15 protein-coding genes are annotated in these 15,655 nt (G+C 31.0%); 7 read left to right on the forward strand and 8 right to left on the reverse strand.

Annotated features, from left to right (window positions below):
* Positions 1 to 5 precede the first annotated feature (5 nt).
* The gene (locus L8X30_RS04880) at positions 6 to 2,381 is read right to left on the reverse strand and encodes a ribonucleoside-diphosphate reductase subunit alpha (RefSeq protein WP_263679285.1); all 2,376 of its coding nucleotides are present in this window, start codon (positions 2,379 to 2,381) and stop codon (positions 6 to 8) included.
* Positions 2,382 to 2,398: 17 nt separating this feature from the next.
* Complete coding sequence (gene purB / locus L8X30_RS04885) at positions 2,399 to 3,727, reverse strand: adenylosuccinate lyase (RefSeq protein WP_263679287.1); 1,329 nt, start codon at positions 3,725 to 3,727, stop codon at positions 2,399 to 2,401.
* A 79-nt stretch (positions 3,728 to 3,806) separates the two neighbouring features.
* Here purB and L8X30_RS04890 point away from each other — a divergent pair, with 79 nt between their 5' ends.
* The gene (locus L8X30_RS04890) at positions 3,807 to 4,712 is read left to right on the forward strand and encodes an RluA family pseudouridine synthase (RefSeq protein WP_263679288.1); all 906 of its coding nucleotides are present in this window, start codon (positions 3,807 to 3,809) and stop codon (positions 4,710 to 4,712) included.
* A 75-nt stretch (positions 4,713 to 4,787) separates the two neighbouring features.
* On the opposite strand, the gene L8X30_RS04895 is transcribed toward L8X30_RS04890, so the two are convergent.
* Genes L8X30_RS04895 through L8X30_RS04905 form a run of 3 tightly spaced genes read right to left on the reverse strand, consistent with a single transcriptional unit; the run spans position 4,788 to position 6,495 of the window.
* Positions 4,788 to 4,886: a hypothetical protein gene (locus tag L8X30_RS04895; protein ID WP_087685297.1), complete on the reverse strand. Its 99-nt coding sequence runs from the start codon at positions 4,884 to 4,886 to the stop codon at positions 4,788 to 4,790.
* Positions 4,883 to 5,953, reverse strand: coding sequence for a 23S rRNA (adenine(2503)-C(2))-methyltransferase RlmN (rlmN, locus tag L8X30_RS04900; protein WP_263679289.1), 1,071 nt, complete (start codon positions 5,951 to 5,953; stop codon positions 4,883 to 4,885). Before rlmN ends, L8X30_RS04895 begins: the two co-directional genes overlap by 4 nt.
* 8 nt (positions 5,954 to 5,961) lie before the next feature.
* Entirely contained in the window at positions 5,962 to 6,495 is a 534-nt protein-coding gene (locus tag L8X30_RS04905) for a purine-nucleoside phosphorylase (RefSeq protein ID WP_263679291.1), read from the reverse strand.
* 91 nt (positions 6,496 to 6,586) lie between these two features.
* Between L8X30_RS04905 and rsmA the strand changes: the two genes are divergently transcribed.
* The 6 genes from rsmA to prfA all read left to right on the forward strand — a co-directional run bounded on the left by rsmA (position 6,587) and on the right by prfA (position 11,728).
* On the forward strand, positions 6,587 to 7,414 hold the full coding sequence (gene rsmA / locus L8X30_RS04910) for a 16S rRNA (adenine(1518)-N(6)/adenine(1519)-N(6))-dimethyltransferase RsmA (RefSeq protein ID WP_263679292.1): 828 nt from the start codon (positions 6,587 to 6,589) through the stop codon (positions 7,412 to 7,414).
* The gene (locus L8X30_RS04915; RefSeq protein ID WP_412175502.1) at positions 7,374 to 9,332 is read left to right on the forward strand and encodes a ribonuclease J; all 1,959 of its coding nucleotides are present in this window, start codon (positions 7,374 to 7,376) and stop codon (positions 9,330 to 9,332) included. Before rsmA ends, L8X30_RS04915 begins: the two co-directional genes overlap by 41 nt.
* A gap of 9 nt (positions 9,333 to 9,341) precedes the next feature.
* Entirely contained in the window at positions 9,342 to 10,103 is a 762-nt protein-coding gene (locus L8X30_RS04920) for a pseudouridine synthase (RefSeq protein ID WP_263679295.1), read from the forward strand.
* 63 nt (positions 10,104 to 10,166) lie between these two features.
* The gene (locus L8X30_RS04925) at positions 10,167 to 10,307 is read left to right on the forward strand and encodes a hypothetical protein (RefSeq protein WP_257396458.1); all 141 of its coding nucleotides are present in this window, start codon (positions 10,167 to 10,169) and stop codon (positions 10,305 to 10,307) included.
* A gap of 83 nt (positions 10,308 to 10,390) precedes the next feature.
* Positions 10,391 to 10,654, forward strand: coding sequence for a 30S ribosomal protein S20 (rpsT, locus tag L8X30_RS04930; protein ID WP_039617063.1), 264 nt, complete (start codon positions 10,391 to 10,393; stop codon positions 10,652 to 10,654).
* Positions 10,655 to 10,660: 6 nt separating this feature from the next.
* Entirely contained in the window at positions 10,661 to 11,728 is a 1,068-nt protein-coding gene (prfA, locus tag L8X30_RS04935) for a peptide chain release factor 1 (protein WP_263679296.1), read from the forward strand.
* 9 nt (positions 11,729 to 11,737) lie between these two features.
* Here prfA and L8X30_RS04940 read toward each other — a convergent pair whose 3' ends face one another.
* The 3 genes from L8X30_RS04940 to L8X30_RS04950 all read right to left on the reverse strand — a co-directional run bounded on the left by L8X30_RS04940 (position 11,738) and on the right by L8X30_RS04950 (position 15,583).
* The gene (locus L8X30_RS04940) at positions 11,738 to 12,316 is read right to left on the reverse strand and encodes a lytic transglycosylase domain-containing protein (protein WP_263679297.1); all 579 of its coding nucleotides are present in this window, start codon (positions 12,314 to 12,316) and stop codon (positions 11,738 to 11,740) included.
* Positions 12,317 to 12,384: 68 nt separating this feature from the next.
* Positions 12,385 to 13,956 (reverse strand): single-stranded-DNA-specific exonuclease RecJ, encoded by a 1,572-nt coding sequence (recJ, locus tag L8X30_RS04945; RefSeq protein ID WP_263679299.1) that lies wholly within the window; start codon positions 13,954 to 13,956, stop codon positions 12,385 to 12,387.
* Positions 13,946 to 15,583 carry a CTP synthase gene (locus tag L8X30_RS04950; protein WP_087699096.1) on the reverse strand — a complete coding sequence of 546 codons (1,638 nt, stop codon included), beginning with the start codon at positions 15,581 to 15,583 and terminating at the stop codon, positions 13,946 to 13,948. The genes recJ and L8X30_RS04950 overlap by 11 nt, the downstream gene beginning before the upstream one ends.
* Between the last annotated feature and the right edge of the window lie 72 nt (positions 15,584 to 15,655).

The raw sequence follows: 15,655 nt of genomic DNA on the forward strand, positions 1-15,655 counted from the left end.
CATTTTTATTGACAACCTTCACATTCTATAGTTCTATCAACCACATCATCATTTACTTTTTGACTATCAGGGCTTTCGCTTCTTAGATAATAAGTTGATTTAACACCTAATTCCCAAGCAAGTTGATAAATTTCATTTAAATATCCACCGCTTGCCTTATCTAAAGAAACAAAGATATTTAATGATTGACCTTGATCAATCCATTTACCACGAATCGCTGCTGCTTTTACTAAGATTTTTTGATCAAGCTCATAAGCAGGAGTATAATACTGCCAAGTATTAGCACTTAGATTTGGCACCACGGTTGGTATCATACCGCTTAAGTTTTGCTCAAACCATTTTCTTTTATATACAGGTTCAATTGTTTGAGTAGTACCTACTAAAATAGAAATAGAAGAAGTTGGTGCTATAGCCATTAAATAACCATTTCTTATACCATCTCTTTTTAGTTTTTCTCTTAATTTTTCCCAATCACACTCGCTTTGATCAAACAAACCTTCACTTGCGGTAAGTTTTTTAGCATTTTCGTTTGCTACATCAATTGGCACTATACCTTTACTCCAGTTTGATCCTTCAAAGTCAGGATAACTTCCTTTTTCTAAAGCTAAATTTGAGCTAGCTAAAATCGCCTCATAGCTAATCATCTCCATAATACGATCAATTTTTTCAAAATGCTCATTAGAACCCCAATAAATTTGAGCTTCAGCCACCATTTGCGCTTCACCCATTACACCAAGTCCTATAGCACGTGATTTTAAGTTGGTATTTTTAACCTTTACATGAGGATAAAAATTTAAATCAATCACATTATCAAGCATTCTTATCGCCGTTGGTACTACTCTTTGGATATCTTCTTTGGTGTTGATTTTACTTAAATTTATACTTGCAAGATTACAAACTGCAGTTTTTCCTTCGTTTTTGTATTTTTCTACTATATAGACTTTTTTACCATTAATACTATCTAAAGTAGAAACTTTTTTAGCAAGCTTTTTATATCCTCCATCTATTGTAAGCTCTTCATCCTCATCTAAATGAAGTTCTGTTTTATCATCAAATACGATTTTGATTTGATAATAATTTGGTTCTGTATTTTGAAAAATTTCTGTACATAAATTTGAACTTCTTATAATTCCTGCATGGGAATTTGGATTTGTTCTATTTGCACTATCTTTAAAACATAAAAACGGCAAGCCACTTTCAAAATAAGATAAAAGTATTTTTTTCCAAAGCTCTTTAGCATCAACAATTTCTTTGACTATGCTTTCATCTTTTTCAAATTCTTCATATTTTTTCTCAAATTCTTCACCGTATAAATCACACAAACTTGCTGTATCAGCAGGATCAAAAAGCGTCCATTTGTCATTTGCTCTTACTCTTTTCATGAACAAATCATTAATCCACAAAGCAGGGAAAAGCTCATGCGCTCTTCTTCTTTCTTCGCCTGAGTTTTTACGCAAATCTAAAAAGTCATTAATATCCATATGCCAAGGTTCAATATATACAGCAATTGCACCTTTTCTAGTACCAAGTTGATCAACAGCTACTGCTATATCATTGGTGATTTTTAAAAATGGTATGATCCCACCTGCTGCATTTTTATGCCCATCTATACTTCCACCCATAGCACGCACCTTAGACCAATCCCAGCCTATACCACCACCAAATTTAGATAAAAGTGCCATTTCTTGATAAGAATCAAAAATCCCTTCTATATTATCAGGTGTGCTTCCTATATAACATGAACTTAATTGATGTCTTGTGGTTCTTGCATTTGAAAGGGTTGGGGTTGCAAGCATTACTTCAAAAGTTGAGATTAAATCATAAAATTTCTTAGCCCAAGTTTGAGAATCTAACTCATTTTGCGCTAAAAACATCGCAATAGCCATAAACATTTGCTGTGGTAATTCTATAGGCATGCCTTTAGAATCTTTAATCAAATATCTATCATACAAAGTTTTTATACCAAGATAAGTAAATTGTAAATCGCGCTCTGGCTTGATATAAGCATTAAGATCATCTAAATCATATTTTTCTTTTAAACCAATTAAAATCCTACCTTCTTTTTCACCTTTTTCAAGGTATTCTCTTAAATGTTTATAACCACTATAACCACTTACTTTTTTATACAAATCATATAAAAATAATCTTGCAGCAACAAAGGTCCAATTAGGTCTATCAATATCTATTTTATCTACTGCTGTTTTTATAAGAGTTTGTTGGATTTCTTCTGTTGTTATGCCATCACGAAATTGAATTTTTGCATCTACTTCAAGCTCACTTTGGCTAACATTTTCTAAATTTGCCACCGCATCGGTGGTATATTTTTTAATCTTAGAAACATCTAATTCTTCAGTTCTACCATTTCTTTTTAATACTTTCACTCACAACCCCTAGTTTATTATTTAAAAGTTCTTGCAAATATTTTGTCTACATTTTTTGTGTAGTAGTTATAGTCAAAGCAATTTCTAATATCTGCTTCACTTAAAGACTTTTTCAAATCCTCATCAGCTAATAAAGCTAGCAAAAACAAACTCTCACCTTTTTCATTTAACGCAGGCTTGCCATTTTGTAAATCAGCCCAAACTTTCATAGCATTTCTTTGAACGATCTTGTAAGCTTCTTCTCTACTTATACCTTTAAATGGAAGTTCAAGCAACACTCTTTGAGAAAATACAAGCCCTCCGGTTAAATTTAAATTTTTCATCATATTTTCTGGATACACCAAAAGCTTTTCTATCACACCGCATAATCTTGAAAGCATAAAATCAGTCGTGATAAAAGCATCAGGTAATATAAATCTTTCTACACTAGAATGTGATATATCTCTTTCGTGCCACAATGCTACATTTTCTAAAGCAGGTGTTACATAAGCTCTTATCATCCTGCAAAGACCGGTGATATTTTCACTCAAAACAGGATTTCTTTTATGAGGCATAGCTGAGCTTCCTTTTTGCCCTTGAGAAAAATATTCTTCAGCTTCATATACTTCTGTTCTTTGAAAATGGCGGATAGCAACAGCGATTTGCTCACAACTTGAAGCTAAAATAGCTAAAGCCGAGATAACCTGTGCGTAACGATCTCTTTGTATAACTTGGTTTGAAACTGGCGCTGGCTTAAGATCTAAATTTTTACAAACTTCTTCTTCAAATTCAAGCGGAGCATGAGCAAAATTTCCCATGGCACCGCTAATTTTTCCATAGCTAATCACTTCTTTTGCATGAATGATTAAATCTTTTGCATGAACTAGCGAATCATACCAAATAGCCAAAACTAAGCCAAAAGTTATAGGCTCTCCATGAATTCCATGACTTCTTCCTACCATTAAGGTGTTTTTATGCTCATACGCTCTTGTTTTAATCGCTGCTAAAACTTGATCTAAATCTTGCAAGATTAGTTCTAAACTATCTTTAATCTGCAAAGCAACTGCAGTATCAATACAATCTGAACTTGTCATCGCATAATGCACAAAACGACTTTCCTCGCCTAAACTTTCACTTACACTAGTTAAAAAAGCGATAACATCATGTTTGGTAGTTTTTTCTATCTCATCTATTCTTGCTATATCAAATTTTGCATTTTTTATAATTTTTTCACAATCATCATCTTTAATAAGACCAAGTTTATTCCATGCTTTCACAGCAGCTAATTCTACTTTTAACCATGCGTCATATTTTGCTTGCATGTCCCATTTTTTAGCCATGATTTCTCTACTATATCTTTCAACCATTTTCAAGACCTTTTTTTATATAATTTTTTATGAAAAAATAGCTTGAATTTTATTATAAATTACCTAAGAAAGTTATTAAATGGCATACATAAAAAAGAAACTATCAAATAATGGAAAAAAGGCATTTAGACTACTTATGGATGAGTTAAAAATCTCTATGCGTGAAGCACAAAAACTCATTGATAAAAAAAGACTATTTTGTAATGGAAATTTGGTAGAAGAAAAAAACAAATTTTTAGATGGCTTAGTGGAATTAATCGTATATGAAAATAACCCTAAAGGATTGGAAATAGTTTTTGAAAATGGTGATTTTGCCATCGTAGAAAAACCAAGTGGGGTGCTAACTCATCCTAATGGACGCAATTGTGCTTATAGTCTTTGTGATGAAATTTGGCATTTATGGGGTGAAAAAGCTTGCGTGGCTCATAGATTAGATAAAGAAACAAGCGGACTTTTACTCATAGCTAAACATAAAAATGCACAAATTGAGTTAAAAACCATGTTTGAAAAAAGATTAGTTCAAAAAAGCTATCTTGTGCTAGTAAAAGGAAAAACTAAAAAAGAGTTTATAGTAGATAAAAGCATGGATTTAGCTAAAGACTATGATGCAGTCAAAACTAGGATGCATATTTGTGAAAATGGCAAAGAAGCTTTAACACAATTTTACACTTTAGAATATTTTGAAAATTTAGATGCTAGTTTAGTTTTAGCTAAACCTCTAACAGGCAGACAACATCAAATAAGACTACATTTGTTTCATGTGAAACATAAAATTTTAGGTGAACCTTTATATAGTTTAGAAAAAACACAAATAGAGCAAATATTAGATGGAAAAATGAGCGATATCGAAAGAGCTCACATCACAGGTGCTAAAAGACTGCTTTTACACTCTTTTAGCTTAGAATTTACATATAAAAATCAAAAATTTTTGATACAATCTCAAAAAGATATAAAAGGTGAATTTTTGAAAGAAATTATAGTTTAAAATTCTCTATATCATTAAAGATAACCTATTCATAATGATATAGATAAAATTATAGTAAACAATATGATATATCAATCATTTATCTTCATTTTTTAATACATAAATAATTCCACCAAGTCCTATGATCACTACTATACTTATAAAAATAAGCTGAGCTATATCTAAAAAAGTCATTGTTTACTCTGCCTTTCTTTAAGCTGTCCGCATGCAGCTGAAATATCAAGTCCTTTACTTTCTCTTATCGTACAAGTAACACCTTTTACACTTAAATAATCTTGAAATTTAACCGCATTTTCAACACTTGGTCTTTTATATAAACTTCCTTCGTGTGGATTAAAAAGTATTAAATTCACTTTAGCTTTTATATCATTTAAGAGCTTGACTAGTTCTTTTGCATGTTCTATTTTATCATTTATCCCATCAATTAAAAGGTATTCAAACATCACTCTTTTACGCTGATCTATAGGAAAATTTCTCACCGCTTCCATAATGCTTGCTATATTATAAGCTTTATTAATAGGCATTAATTCACTTCTAAGCTCATCATTTACAGCATGAAGTGAAATAGCCAAAAGTACACCTAAATTCATTTCTCCAAGCTCTTTAATTTGCTTTGCCAAACCACTTGTACTTATAGTTTGTCTTCTAGGGCTTATCGCTAAGGCATCATTATCGGCTAAAATTTTAACTGCCTTAGAAACATTTTTAAGATTATCCAAAGGCTCTCCCATACCCATATAGACTATATTAACCCTTCTTTCATAAGGTATGTTGTTGTGTTTTTTAATCCATAAAATTTGTCCTACTATTTCTCCTGCAGTCAAATTTCTTTTCAAACCACCTTTAGCAGTAAGACAAAAACTACACCCACTTTTACATCCCACTTGAGAGGAAACACAAATAGTATATCTTGCATGTTTGATGATTTTTCCATTTTCATCTACAAGTTCTTCTTTCATTGGTAGCAAAACAGCTTCTATTTTTTTACCATCTAAAAGCTCAAAAAGATATTTTATACTACCATCTTTGCTTTTTTCATCTTTCACACATTTTAGAGGTGAAAAATGAAAATTTTCTTGCAAGTACACTCTAAAATCTTTTGGCAAAGACGACATTTGTAAAAAATCATCTGCATATTTTTTATATACCCATTCAAAAATTTGCTTTGCTCTAAATTTTGGTTGGACTAAATTTTCTAATTCTTCTTTAGTAAAATCTAATATATTTTTTAATTCACTCAATTTTTTTCCTATATAAGTTTTTTATCTAACAAAAAATCTTTTAATAATTCTTTTGCATTTTGATGGTTTTTTAAAAAATCCTCATGTGCAAATTCATTACAAAAATTTGTCGCACATAAATAACAAATTCCTTCTATCTCTTGCATTTTTGCACAAGAAAGCACTGCGTATGCTTCCATATTTTCTATATGTACACCCCTTTTAAAAAATTCTTGGGCGATATTTTCATCTTTACAAATATAATTTGAAGAATTAATCATAGTTTCATGTGAAACATTTAATCTAATCTCATTTGCTATAGGCGTATAAAAACTATCAAATAAATCTGCGTATTCTAAATTCGCTGCGTTAGAACTTTCATAAATATCTAAAATTTTTCCTTCTTGGTAAATTCCACATGTACCTATAAAAATCACTCTATCTACTTTTACTTGACTTAAAATTTTACCTAAAGAAAAAGCAGAATTAACCAAACCTATGCCAATACTTTGTGCAAATTTAAAATCCTCATTTCCTCCTGCACATACTATAAGATTTTTCAAAAATTAACCTTTATAAAAAAATAATTCAAATTTTATCTAATTAGCGCTTAAAATAATGCTATAATTAATATTTTTTAGATAAAATAAATTTATGATAAAAGCAAAAAAACATTTTGGGCAAAATTTTTTATGTGATAAAAGCGTGGTAGATAAAATCATCCAAGCCATACCCAAAGATACTAAAAATATAGTTGAGATTGGGCCTGGCTTAGGTGATTTAACGCAAGAACTTTTGAAAATCCCACAAGCTCATATTAGAGCTTATGAGATTGATAAAGATTTGATTCCTATTTTAAATAAAAAATTTCAAAATGAGATTGAAGGTGGAAATTTTGAGCTTATCCATCAAAATGCAAGTGATGCTTTTGATCAAGGAAGTTTAAGCGATAAAGAGTACTTTTTGGTAGCAAATTTACCATATTATATTGCTACAAATTTGATTTTAAAAGCCCTAGAAGATCAAAATTGTCTTGGGCTTATAGTAATGGTGCAAAAAGAAGTGGCACAGAAATTTTGTGCAAATGAAAAAGAAAGTAATTTTTCGGCTTTAGGGGTGCTTTGTGCATTGATATGCCAAAGACAAATGCTTTTTGATATACAACCACAAAGCTTTAATCCTCCACCAAAAGTTACTTCAGCTGTAATGAAGTTAATAAAAACTACTCATTATCAGCAAAAATGTGAAAATATAGAAGCTTTTAAAGAATTTCTTAGAGCTTGTTTTCAAAATCCTAGAAAACAACTCTTATCTAATTTTAAAAATAAAAAAGAAAAAATTTTAAAAGCATTTGAAGCACTAAATCTCTCTTCTACCTCAAGAGCTCATGAAATTAGCGTTGATTCATACCTTAAAATTTATGACTATTTAAAGGATGACTATGAGCGAAGAAAACAAAACTCAAGAGCAAAACAAAACTAAGAGATTTAATAAATTTAGAAACAAAAGAAAAAAAGATTCACAAAATCAAGATCAAAATAGCGAAAATAAAAACGGAACAAAAGTAGAAAATACTCAAACTGAAGCTAGCGAAGAAAAAAAGAAAAAGAAAAAAAATAGAAATTTACCTTCTAAATTAAGTGGTAATGAAGAATGGCAAATAGAACTTGCTAAAAGCATAGAAGCTAATAAAATCATGCACGAGCTAAGACTTCACCCTTTAAAACACAACAACTCAAGCGAACATAAAATTCGTATTACACCTTTGGGTGGACTTGGAGAAATCGGTGGAAATATCACTGTCTTTGAAACCAACAACGATGCGATTATCGTTGATATAGGTATGAGTTTTCCAGATGGAACCATGCATGGAGTAGATATTATCATACCTGATTTTGACTATGTAAGAAAAATTAAAAATAAAATTCGCGCTATCATCATCACTCATGCCCATGAAGATCACATTGGTGCTGTGCCGTATTTTTTCAAAGAATTTCAATTTCCTATCTACGCAACACCTTTAGCACTAGGTATGATTTCAAATAAATTTGAAGAACATGGTTTAAAAGCTGAGCGTAAATGGTTTAGACCTATAACAAAAAGACAAATTTATGAAATAGGTGAATTTAACTTAGAATGGATTCACATAACCCACTCTATCATCGACGCTTGTGCTTTGGCTATTAAAACTAAAGCAGGAACCATCATACACACTGGCGATTTTAAAATAGATCAAACACCAATTGATGGCTATCCAACGGATTTAAGTCGTTTAGCTCAATATGGCGAAGAAGGCGTGCTTTGTCTTTTAAGTGATAGCACAAATTCATATAAAGAGGGTTATACAAAAAGTGAAAGCTCCGTAGGACCTACTTTTGATCAAATTTTTGCCAAAACTAAAGGCAGAGTAATCATGAGCACCTTTAGCTCTAATATCCACCGTGTATATCAAGCTATTAGTTATGGTTTAAAATACGGTAGAAAAGTGTGCGTTATAGGGCGTTCTATGGAAAGAAATCTCTATACCACTATGGAACTTGGCTATATCAAACTTGATAGAAAAATTTTCATTGACGCTGATGAAGTAAGCAAATACAAAGACAACGAAGTGCTAATTGTTACCACAGGAAGTCAAGGTGAGACCATGAGTGCTTTATATAGAATGGCTACAGATGAGCATAAATTTATCAAAATCAAACCTAGCGATCAAGTTATCATTTCAGCTAAAGCAATACCAGGCAATGAAGCAAATGTTTCTGCTGTGCTTGATTTTCTTTTAAAAGCAGGGGCCAAAGTAGCCTATCAAGAATTTAGCGAAATCCATGTAAGCGGACATGCTAGTATAGAAGAGCAAAAACTCATGCTAACTTTGGTAAAACCTAAATTTTTCTTACCAGTGCATGGAGAGTATAATCATATCAATAAACACAAAGAAACTGCTCTAAAATGTGGTATACCTGAAAGAAACATCTACTTAATGAGCGATGGGGATCAAGTAGAGCTTTGTCAAAAATACATCAAACGCGTTAAAACAGTTAAAACAGGAAAAGTCTTTGTAGATAATCAAATCAACAAACAAATCGCAGATGATGTGGTAATTGATAGACAAAAACTAGCAGATAGCGGTATAGTTGTCATCATCGCCCAGCTTGATAAAGCAAGCAAAACACTGATTAATAAACCAAGAGTATTTAGTTATGGCTTGGTAGCTGATAAACAAGACGGAGCATTCTCAAAAGAAATGAGTGATGTTTTAAGTCAATTTTTCCCAAATGTAAAAGATGAAATTTTAGATAATCCAAAAGTTTTAGAAGCTCAAATTAGACAAGTACTAAGAAAACATATTTTTAGAAAAATCAAAAAATATCCAACCATAGTACCAACTATTTTTGTGATGTAAAGAAAAATTATGAGAATTAATAAATTCATCTCACATAATAGCAAATACTCTCGCCGTGAGGCTGATGAGCTAATCAAGCAAGGCTTAGTAAAAATCAATAAAAAAACAGCCTTACTAAGTGATAGTGTAAATGCTGAAGATAAAGTTTTTATCAATGGTAAAAAACTCCATAAAAAAACACAATTTTCAGTCATCATTTATCATAAACAAAAAGGTGAAATAGTTAGTAAAAAAGATGATAGAGGTAGAAAAACCATCTATCATACCCTGCCAAAACAATTTAGCACTTGGCTTAGCGTGGGAAGGCTTGACTTTGCAAGCGAGGGATTGCTTTTGTTAACTGATTCACCTGTGATAGCAGATGCGCTTATGCATAGTGATTTAGAAAGAGAATATTACCTAAAAGTAAAAGGTAATATAGATAAAAATGTCATCGAAGCAATGCAAAATGGCTTAGAAATTCAAAATGAAAAAAAAGGAGCTCATGCTAAAACCAAAATAACCTCAATGAGTTTTGCTCCATTTTTAGGCTTTGAAATTTTTGGCTCAAGTGGTGGCTATACAAAGCTAAAAGTAATCATTAATGAAGGTAAAAATAGAGAACTAAGACGCTTTTTTGGGCATTTTGATTTGGAAGTGATGGATCTTAAAAGAGTAGCTTTTGGAGCATTAGATCTTGGTATGTTAAAAGCAGGAAAATATCGTTATTTGGAAAATGGCGAGTACGAAAAACTGCGCGATTTTTTAAAGACAAATAATATAAAATATTAAATTCACATTATTTCCACAAAGAATTTTTATAATTTTTCAAAATATTTAAAAAAGGAAAAATTAATGAAAATTCTAACTACTCTTTTTAGTGTAATTATGGTTTTTATTGCAGTCACACATGAAGAAACTCTTGCGGAAAAATTAGAAAATCAATGTCAAGATCAAAAATCTTGCATAGTAAAAGCCATGAATATGATTAATTGATACTTTAAAATTACTTAAATTAATTAAATTTTAATTTTAATCTTGTATAATTAGCAATTTAATTTATATAAAAAAGGAAAATTATGGCAAACCATAAATCTGCTGAAAAAAGAGCAAGACAAACTATCAAAAGAACTGAAAGAAATAGATTTTATAGAACAAGATTAAAAAACATTACAAAAGCGGTTCGCGAAGCAGCAGCAAACAATGACAAAGAAGCTGCACAAAATGCACTAAAAGTAGCTAATAAAAGCATTCACGCTATGGTAAGCCGTGGATTTTTGAAAAAACAAACTGCATCACGCCGTGTGAGTAGATTAGCATTATTGGTAAATAAATTAGCATAATTTTTAATGTTAGCTGATAAACTCAAACCTTTTTTAACACGCTTTGATGAGCTAAATACTCTTCTTAGCGATGTTAATATCTCTAATGATATTTCTAAAATGACAGCTCTATCTAAAGAGCAAAAGAATTTAGAACCCATAGTAGAAAAAGCAAAAGAATACCTTAAAACTTTAGATGAAATCGAAGAAAATAAAATTCTTTTATCTGATGCAGAACTAGGGGAGCTTGCAAAAGAAGAGCTTAAAAATCTCGAAGTCTTAAAGCCACAACTTGAAGAAGAATTAAAAATTCTTTTATTGCCTAAAGATCCAAACGATGATAAAAATATATTTTTAGAAATTCGTGCTGGAACAGGAGGAGATGAAGCTTCTTTATTTGTTGGAGACTTAGTAAAAGCCTACATACGCTATGCTGAAAATCGTGATTACAAATACGAAATCGTAAGTTCTAGCGAGGGTAGTGTAGGGGGATTTAAAGAAATTATCATTCTCATCAAAGGAAATGGAGTTTATTCAAGGCTAAAATACGAAGGTGGAACGCACAGAGTTCAAAGAGTACCTGAAACAGAATCTCAAGGTAGAGTTCATACTTCAGCTATTACAGTGGCTATTATGCCAGAAGTTGATGATGTTGAAATTCAAATCAATCCAAATGATTTAAAAATCGATGTAATGCGTAGTAGCGGTCATGGTGGACAAAGTGTTAATACCACAGATAGTGCTGTAAGAATTACTCATATTCCAACAGGTATAGTTGTGGTAAATCAAGATGGCAAAAGCCAGCATAAAAACAAAGAAAGTGCTATGAAAGTCTTAAAAGCAAGACTTTTTGAAATGCAAGAACAAGAACGCTTAGCAAAAGAAAGCCAGGCAAGAAAATCTCAAGTTGGAAGCGGTGATAGAAGCGAACGCATACGCACTTATAATTTCCCTCAAAATAGAATTAGCGATCATAGAATAAATCTTACTTTATATAGACTTGATGCGATTTTGGAAGGTGGTCTTTTTGATGAGATCATCGAGCCATTAATCGCTTATTACCAAGCAGAAGCTTTAAAACAAGAAAATTTATAATTTCTTGTTTTAATTATTACTTGCTAATAAAATTCTATATTGTTTTTTATCCACATTTATCAAAAGAGAAGCAAGTTTAAAAGCTCTGAATTTTTCCATTATAAAAAGATCTTTACTATCTTTTAAAACTATAGCAACTAAATTTTTCATCACTTTATCAAGCCAAATATTTTTATATTTATCATTTGCTGAATGATACCTTCCAATAGCATTCCAACTAAAGCCATGTTTTTGTATAATCTCATGAAGTAATCTCGCTGCTATGTCAATATTTACACTAGCTTTTACAATCTCACTCTCACTAATCCCATAGCGTTTTAAATGAATGCTATTGATTTGCATTAAGCCATAATCTCTTGTTTGATTTTTATTTTTGCTAGTGATATTATGCTTATAAGCTGCATTTTCTGTTAAAGCTATGGCTTTGAGTAAAGCCGTCGGTATATTGTACTTTCTAGCTGCAGTTTTAAAGTCTTTATCGTACTTATAAAAATCTTCAGGTATATAAGTATCGCCTATAAAAATTTTTGTATCAAAAGCAAAAGTAAAATTAAAAAATACTACTAATAATAAAAAATTTTTTAACATTTTACTCCTTTATATTACTTATACTATAGCAAATTTATAAATAAAAACTATGTAGCTAAGTTAATGAATTATCTAAGAATTTCTTTTATAGTAAGTTGTGGGGTGATTAATCCTCTAAAATTATTTTTAGAAACACTAGCTATAAGATCAATGCTTTCTCCAAGCTCTGGCTCATAGTCAAAATTAAAAAATAAAGCTTCTAGAGTTTTATTTCCTTGAGTTAAAATAAGCTTCATATGATTTTCATCTTTACCTAGCTTTCTTTTATTTTTTACAAAAAGCTTATCAAATTTAAAATATGGCCTTGGATTTTTATGCCCAAAAGGCTCAAAAAATTCTAATATCTCTAAAAGTTCAAAATCAACTTCATTTGGATCAATACTACCTAAAACCTCATCAGCATTATAAAAGTCATCTTTAGGGATATTTTGACAAATTTCATAAAGCCTGCTTTTAAAAACACCAAATTTTTCAAGCTCTACTAAAACTCCAGCTGCACCTTTATGCCCGCCATAGCTTAAAACAAATTCTTTAGCTTGTTCTATAACATTTAAAATATCTATCCTACCCACGCTTCTAACGCTAGCTTTAGCCTTTTGCTCACATTCTGAAAAAACAAAGGCAGGCTTGTTAAAATGCTTTGCTAAACGACTTGCAACTATACCCAAAACACCCTCATGCCAATTTTGGCCATTGACAATAATCACAGGATCATTTTCATCAACTTGTTCTAAACACTGCTTAAAAAGCTCACGTTCTTCATCTTTACGGCTATTATTATAAGTAATGATTTGTTCTAAATAACCCATAACCTCATCAATATTTTTAGAATGTAAAAATTTATAAGAAATAATCGCATCATCCATTCTTCCTGCACTATTAATCAAAGGTGCAATTAAAAAACTAATATTATCAAGCTCAAATTTATCCTTACCAAAATACTGCTTGATAGCTTTAAATGCAACTCGTTTTGAATCATTAATACATTCTATGCCTTTTCTGACTAAGGCTCTATTTAAATCTCTAAGCTCCATCATATCTGCGATAATTGCGATAGATAAAAGCTCTATAAATTTACACATATTATAATTAATTTTACATACTTCTTTTATAGCAGCAACTAAATACCAAGCCACTTGAGCACCACAAATTTCAATATCAGGAAATTCACAATCTTGTTGTTTAGGATTAATAATCGCATAAGCTTTTGGTAAAGTAGCTGGAGGTATATGATGATCGGTAATGATTAAATCAATTCCTTTTTGCAAACAAAGCTCTGCTGCATCAAAAGCTGCTATACCATTATCTACAGTGATGATTAAATCTACCCCATTAAGTTCATTGATGATTTCTTCATTTAGACCATATCCATCTTTAAAACGATTTGGAATTTTTACCACATAGTCATATCCGATATCATCAAAAAATTCAGATAAAATCACACAAGAAATCACCCCGTCTACATCATAATCTCCAACAATAGCAAGCTTTTGATTTTTTTCAATCGCTTCTTTAATACGTAAAGCACCCTTATAGACATCTTTTAAACAAGATGGCATAGGTAAATCACAAAGCTTTACATGTGTATCATTGATAAAACGCTGGTGTAAAATTTCTTTTATTTTGGCTTTATTTAGCATGATTTGTTAAAGATGCCTTGATAAAAGAAAAAATAGCCGGATTAACCCTAACTAAGCGTGAAGTAAATTCAGGGTGAAACTGCACTGCTAAGAAAAATGGATGATCTTTAAGTTCCACAGCCTCAACTAAACCTTCATTTTCCCCACTTATAATAAGCCCATTTTTCTCAAACATTTCTTTGTATTTTGGATTGGCTTCATAACGGTGGCGGTGGCGTTCTTTTACGCTTTTTTGATTATCATAAACCTTACTTAAAAGTGTATTTGGCTTGATATGACACTCATAAGCCCCAAGACGCATAGTTCCACCAAGTGGAGTTTTACTTGTTCTAATTTGCTTTTCCCCACTTGCGTCAATAAATTCATCAATCAAAAAGATGATAGGATTTTTACAATTTGGATTAAACTCATGAGAATTTGCATCTTCTAGTTTTAAAACATTGCGTGCAAATTCCACTAAAGAAAGTTGCATACCCAAACAAATTCCTAAAAATGGAATTTTATTTTCTCTTGCATATTGTATGGCTTTGATTTTTCCTTCTACCCCGCGGTAACCAAAACCACCTGCTACTAAAATCCCACTTACATCTTTAAAACTTTCTTCGATATTTGCATTTTCTAATTTTTCACTATCGATCCATTTTAAATTTACTCTCGCATCAAGTGCTGCACCTGCATGGATAATGGCTTCTGTTAAACTTTTATAGCTTTCTTTTAAATCTACATATTTTCCTACAAAAGCAATGCTAAGTTCATTACTTGGAGCGATGACTCTTTTTACTAAAGAATCCCATTCATTCATATTTGGCTTTAAATTTTGAAGATCTAATAAACTTGCAATAGAATTTAAAATATCTTGTTTTAAGAAATTTAGTGGAATTTGATAAATACTAGCTGCGTCCACACTTTCTATAACACAGTTTTTTTCAACCCCACATGAAATTGCTATTTTGTCTTTTAACTCTCTATCTAAAGATTTTTCACTTCTACAAATGATCATATCAGGGCTTATACCTATACGGCGTAATTCTCCCACGCTATGTTGAGTTGGTTTTGTTTTAAGTTCTCCTGCTGCTTTGATAAATGGCACTAAAGTTAAGTGAATATTAATAGCGTTATATTTACCCACTTCAAGCTTTAAAGCTCTAATAGCTTCTAAAAATGGTAAGCCTTCTATATCTCCTACTGTGCCACCTATTTCAACGATTAAAATATCTTTATCAACTCCGGCTTTTTTAATGCGATCTTTTATCTCATCAACTATATGAGGGATTACTTGTATGGTTTTTCCTAAGTAATCTCCTCTTCTTTCTTTTTCTATAACACTTTGATAAACTCTACCTGTTGTGAAGTTATTATCTTGAGATAAGCTCTCATTTAAAAATCTCTCATAATGTCCTAAGTCTAAATCTGTCTCAGCTCCATCATCTGTAACAAATACTTCTCCATGCTCTAAAGGACTCATAGTACCAGGATCTACGTTGATATAAGGATCTGCTTTTAAAATACTTACTTTTAAACCTGAATTTTTTAAAATCGTAGCTATAGAAGCTGCTGCTATACCTTTTCCTAATGAGCTTAAAACACCACCGGTTACAAAAATATACTTAGTTTGTTTTAATTTCATAAAATAACCTTAATTTCTTTTTTTGAAATTATAACGAATAAAAAATTTTATTTTTATAAACATTTGTGTAAA

This window comes from Campylobacter sp. CNRCH_2015_0338h, assembly GCF_025772785.1.
GTDB lineage: Bacteria > Campylobacterota > Campylobacteria > Campylobacterales > Campylobacteraceae > Campylobacter_D.